The organism is Streptomyces sp. NPDC092952 (genome assembly GCF_044754785.1).
GTDB lineage: Bacteria > Actinomycetota > Actinomycetes > Streptomycetales > Streptomycetaceae > Streptomyces.
Window position 1 is genome coordinate 1 of the sequence record NZ_JBIVPT010000051.1, and the last position, 5,005, is coordinate 5,005.

General features: G+C 67.4%; 4 protein-coding genes and 1 pseudogene. 2 read left to right on the forward strand and 3 right to left on the reverse strand.

Going from position 1 to position 5,005, the window contains the following annotated elements:
* Nucleotides 1-170: 170 nt before the first annotated feature.
* Nucleotides 171-978: pseudogene (locus ACIQGQ_RS37110) on the reverse strand (IS5 family transposase).
* A gap of 131 nt (nucleotides 979-1,109) precedes the next feature.
* Nucleotides 1,110-1,739 carry a TetR/AcrR family transcriptional regulator gene (locus ACIQGQ_RS37115; RefSeq protein WP_402405079.1) on the reverse strand — a complete coding sequence of 210 codons (630 nt, stop codon included), beginning with the start codon at nucleotides 1,737-1,739 and terminating at the stop codon, nucleotides 1,110-1,112.
* A 98-nt stretch (nucleotides 1,740-1,837) separates the two neighbouring features.
* On the opposite strand from ACIQGQ_RS37115, the gene ACIQGQ_RS37120 reads away from it, so the two are divergent.
* Nucleotides 1,838-2,716 carry an NmrA family NAD(P)-binding protein gene (locus ACIQGQ_RS37120; protein ID WP_402405082.1) on the forward strand — a complete coding sequence of 293 codons (879 nt, stop codon included), beginning with the start codon at nucleotides 1,838-1,840 and terminating at the stop codon, nucleotides 2,714-2,716.
* 45 nt (nucleotides 2,717-2,761) lie between these two features.
* Here ACIQGQ_RS37120 and ACIQGQ_RS37125 read toward each other — a convergent pair whose 3' ends face one another.
* A complete protein-coding gene (locus ACIQGQ_RS37125; RefSeq protein ID WP_402405086.1) occupies nucleotides 2,762-3,367 on the reverse strand; it encodes a TetR-like C-terminal domain-containing protein in 606 nt (201 codons plus the stop codon).
* 103 nt (nucleotides 3,368-3,470) lie between these two features.
* Here ACIQGQ_RS37125 and ACIQGQ_RS37130 point away from each other — a divergent pair, with 103 nt between their 5' ends.
* Complete coding sequence (locus ACIQGQ_RS37130) at nucleotides 3,471-4,679, forward strand: alpha/beta hydrolase family protein (protein ID WP_402405088.1); 1,209 nt, start codon at nucleotides 3,471-3,473, stop codon at nucleotides 4,677-4,679.
* The last annotated feature ends 326 nt before the right edge of the window (nucleotides 4,680-5,005 follow it).

Genomic DNA, 5,005 nt, shown 5'->3' on the forward strand with positions numbered 1-5,005 from the left:
GACAACGCCAACCCCACATCGTGCGCGGACACTTCGGCAGCCAGCATGTCCGCTACATCCTCGACGAGTGAAATCCATGAGTTTCTGACCAATAGCCCTGTCTTCAAATGTCATGCTGACATCAGGAGTGAGCCGAGAATGACGGCTGCTCCGTAGAGCTCGTAACACGATCACGAGGGGGCCTTCTTCAGTCGTCGCCAGCAGATGAGGCTGCAGGCCAGCGAGAGGAAGGCGTCGTGGAGTTCGAGGCGTTGTTCCCAGCGGACGGCGAGGCGTTTGAACTGGTGGAGCAGGGCGAAGGTCTGCTCGACGACGTAGCGGAGCTTGCCCAGGCCCTTGATGTTCGGGGCGCCCTTGCGGGAGATGACCGGCATGATCCGGCGTTTGCGCAGTTCGCGCCGGACGGCCCGGGAGTCGTAAGCCTTGTTGCCGAGCACGGCGTCGGGGCGTCGACGGGGGCGGCCAGGCCGCCCGGCCACCGGCGGGATGCCGTCGAGGAGGGGCAGCGTCTGGGTGATGCCGTTGACGTTGGCCGCGATCGTGATGACGTTCAGCGGGGTGCCGTTGCCGTCGCAGATCAGATGGTGCTTGCTGCCTGTCTTGCGCCGGTCGACCGGCGACGGGCCGGTCGCGGCACCCCCTTTTTCGTGCGGACGTGGGAGCCGTCCACACACGCGCGGGACCAGTCGAGCACGCCGGCAGCGTTCAGCTCGGAGAGCAGGAGGCGGTGCAACTGGTCGAAGACTCCGGCCTTCTGCCAGCGGTCCAGGCGCCGCCAGCAGGCCTGCCGGAGCCGAACCCTAGCTCCAGGGGCAGGAGTTGCCAGGCAATGTCCTGGTGCAGGACGTACGAGATGCCCTGCAAGCACAGCCGGTCCGGCACTGGTTTTGGCCCCGGAGACCGCTCGGGCCAGGGCGGGAGCAGCGGTTCGATCCGTGCCCACAAGTCGTCGTCCACGATCCACGGCCGAGTCGTCACACGAGACGGACGACCGGATCATCACATCGATCACGCCCGACCAGCACGTTTCAGCAAGAACGTGTTACGAGCTCGTAGGACGAAAAACCGGGCCAGAACCTGGGTCACCTCGATAGGGGCGCCCCGGGAGCTCAGAGATGACCCTGCGCGAGGAGGGCGAGGAACGCTACCGCTGTGTCGTCCGCGTGAGCCAGCAGGGTTGACCGGGGCGGCGGGGCGGCGCCCATGAGGACGTTTTCGAAGATGCCCGAGTACAGCAGGCTCGCGAATGTGCGGGCCGCGCGGGAAGTGTCGTGGGCGGTGTACGGGGATTTACCCCGCCACGACTCGATGTACCGGGCTACCGCGTCGTAGCGCTGGCCGAGGACGTTGCGTTGGTAGCGGGCTCCGAGTTCGGGGAACCGGTGGGACTCGGAGGCGAGCACGCGGTACAGGCCCATCTGGCTGGCGGACAGCACCTGTTCCAGGTGCTCCGCACCGCAGAGGGCCAGTCCTTCCCGTGGTGGCATCTCGGTCCACCGGGCCGCCGTTTCGGAGGGTGTGTCGCAGGCGTCGTGGACGACCGCGACGAAGAGGTCCTCCTTGCTGTCGAAGTGCCGGTACAAGGTCTTGATGGAGACGCCGCCCGCGGCTGCGATTCGGTTAACCGAGCTGCCCGCGTACCCCTCGTCCAGGAACGCCGCCAGTGCCGCATCGAGCAGGACGCGGCGCTTCTGCTCCATGAGACGTGCCTTGGGCGCGTTCTCGCTCCATGTACGCACAGGTTCCTCCTTCGGCTTGACAACAGCATACGACAGCAATCACTGTCGTCTCCATGCGACAGTGATTGCTGTCGCATGGGATTGGGATCGGAGCTGTCATGCAGATCGTTCACACCCCGCGGATCGTCGTGCTCGGTGCGACGGGGCTCACCGGCGGGCGGGTCGCCGCCCACCTGGCCGACGCGCCTGTAGAGGTGGTGCGGGCCTCACGGAACCCGTCGACGGTCCGGCGCTGGAAGGACGAAGGCCGGTCCGCCGTGCACCTGGACCTCGACGACCCGAGGACGTTCCCGGCCGCACTCGAAGGGGCGGACCGGCTTTTCCTCGCCACGCCTTACTCGGGCGCCATGACTCACCAGTCGAAGACGGTGGTCGATGCCGCCTCCGACGCAGGGGTGCAACACATCGTCCACCTCGGCATCTTCGGCGACGGGCGTGCGACCGATCCGCACTTCGCCTGGCACGAGCTGGTCGAACGCTACATCGAGGGCAGCGGCGTCGCGTGGACCCACCTGCACCCGCACACGTTCATGGAGGTGCTGCTGACGACGTCACGGATCGTGGACGACTGCGTGACGTGGCCGGTGGGGGACAAGCCCATGGGCTTCGTGGCCAACGAGGACCTTGCGGCGGTGGCGGCGCAGGTGCTGGCCGAGGGGCCCGGCCGTCACGCCGGGAAGGGCTACTGGCTCTCGACAGACGTCGTGGACGGGCCGAGCATGGCGGCGATCTTGAGCGAGGCGCTGGGCCGCCCGATCGCAGCCAAGGTCGTCACGCCGGAGGCGGCCGAACAGGCGCCGGCCTTCATGGACCCGGCCTACGCCGCCAGCATCCTCGAATACCTCCGGCAGAACCACGACGGCCGCATGGATTTCTCACAGGTCGTCACGTCCACGGTGGCAGACCTGCTGGGGCGCGACCCCATCCACCTGGGCGACTGGGCAAAGACGCACAGGCGGGAACTGCTCGCGGCCTGAGCGGTGCTGTTCCGCGGGAGCCGGAGAAGCTGCGCCAGGACGTGATCACGCCTTCATGGCTGCAACGATCTTGGTGACCACACGGTCGATGTAGTCATCGTCAACAGAAACCCTGACAACCGCTACACGCCAGTAGACCGGTCCCGCCAGGAAGTCCAGGTTGAGTTCGACGTCCGTGCCGGGAGGCAGCTCCCCGCGTTCGACAGCCCGGTGAATGATGCGCGCGGCGCTCTTGCGGCGTGAGTCCCGGACGCGGGCGAGCAGGGTCTGCGCCAGTTCTTCGTTGCGGGCGGCTTCGGCCAGGAGGTCGGGGGCGATCTTCGAGACGATCGGGTGGTTCAGCGCGGTCAGCGAGTCGCGGACGAACCGGTCCACATCCTCTCGGAGGCCGCCCGTGTCCGGGGTGCCGATTGCTTCGATGGCGACCTGCGAGACCAACTCCGCCGTCATCGCCCGCTTCGACGGCCAGCGGCGGTAGATGGCCGCCTTTCCGGCCCCGGCCCGGCGGGCGACCGCCTCCAGGGACAGCTTGCCGTAGCCGACAGCGGCCAGTTCCTCGAAGAACGCCGTTCGCAGGGCGTGTGTGACGTCCTCCTGCAGCACCGGGCCGCCGGGACGGCGTCGTGAAGTCGGTATGGCGGTCTTGTTCATGCATCCACCCTACGCGGAACGGAACGGTTGCGTCTCGTCTCGCGGTGGCGTATGTTCCGATGCCGAGACGGAACGGGTCCGTCTCGGCAAGGAGGGAAGCCCGATGAAATTCCTCTTCGACGACGAGTCGTTCTCCTTCGAAACCCTGCGCGCGGCAGGGTTCGCCAACTACGCAGGCGCCGACCTGGGCGAGATCATCGTCACCGCGCGCGCCATCACGGAGGGCGACGAGCAGAGTTGGCACCGCGAGTGGAAGGCGACAGCCGAGCGCGTACAGGCCATCGGCGAAGCATCGCGCAGCGCCGGCCACCGGGTCAGCGCGCGGGAGGCACTGCTCCGGGCATCGAACTACTATCGGACGGCCGAGTTCTTCCTCCGGGAGCACCCGGCGGACGACCCGGAGGTCGCCCACCTGTCCAGGCTCTCGCACGACACGTTCGCCGCGGCGGCCGAGTTGTTCGACACCCCGGTGGAGGCGTTGGAGATCCCCTACCAGGACACGACCCTTCCCGGATACCTCTACCTGGTCGACGACTCAGGCGTCCCGCGCCCGACGGTGGTGTACACCAGCGGCTACGACTCGACCCTTGAGGAGTCGTACTTCGCCATCGCCGCCGCCGCGCTCCGACGCGGCTACAACGTGCTCGCCTTCGACGGCCCCGGCCAGGGCTCCGCGCTGCGCAACCAGAAGCTCGTCTTCCGCCCCGACTGGGAGGCGGTCGCCTCACCCGTCATCGACTACGCCGTCAGCCGCCCCGAGATCGACTCCGAAAGGATCGCACTGTTCGGGTACAGCCTCGGCGGCTACCTCGTGGCACGGGCCGCCGCATTCGAACACCGCATCGCCGCGCTCATCCTCGACGACGGCATCCACGACTTCCACAGGGCCTTCGCGGGAGTCCTGCCACCCGCGCTGGCCGCATGGATCGACAAGAAGCAGGACGATGTCGCCGACCCCGTCCTGGGCATGCTCACGGCCGTCAGCACACAGGTCCGGTGGGCGCTGCGCAATGGCACATGGGCCATGGGCGCCTCCTCCTTCGCGGACCTTGTCCGCAAGACCCGCGACTACACGCTCGACGGGATCGCGGACAGGATCACCGCCCCCACTCTGATCATGGACGCCGAGAACGACCAGTTCCTCAAGGGGCAGCCGCACGAGGTGCAGAAGGCCCTCACGAACGCCGATACCACCCTCGTCACCCTCACCGAGAACGAAGGCGCCGGCGAGCACTGCCACATGGGCGCGATGAGCCGGGCCCACCAGACGATGTTCGACTGGCTCGACTCCACCTTCAACCAGACCACCTGACTCCGGGCCATTTCGCTAGCGCACACCGCTGATTGGCGCCCCAGCCTCCAGCCGGGCGTCGGTGTAGCTTCCTTTCGAGGGGCCATCCTGCGGGCCCGACCGGCAACTCACCCGCGCGCCGCCAGAGCGCCACGGTGAGTGAACGACTCGACATGCCGACTAGAGGAGGTGCGCGGCACATGCGGTGCTTGCCGCCCCTGCATGGCTGGCCAGCCCCGGCGAAACCCGCGTCCGCCTATTGGTCAGAAACTCATGGATTTCACTCGTCGAGGATGTAGCGGACATGCTGGCTGCCGAAGTGTCCGCGCACGATGTGGGGTTGGCGT

What these genes read in the sequence shown, in the direction of transcription:
- ACIQGQ_RS37120 (WP_402405082.1), top strand. Translation starts at nt 1,838, where the DNA reads ATGCAGATCGTTCACACCCCGCGGATCGTCGTGCTCGGTGCGACGGGG.
- ACIQGQ_RS37125 (WP_402405086.1), bottom strand. Translation starts at nt 3,367, where the DNA reads ATGAACAAGACCGCCATACCGACTTCACGACGCCGTCCCGGCGGCCCG.
- ACIQGQ_RS37130 (WP_402405088.1), top strand. Translation starts at nt 3,471, where the DNA reads ATGAAATTCCTCTTCGACGACGAGTCGTTCTCCTTCGAAACCCTGCGC.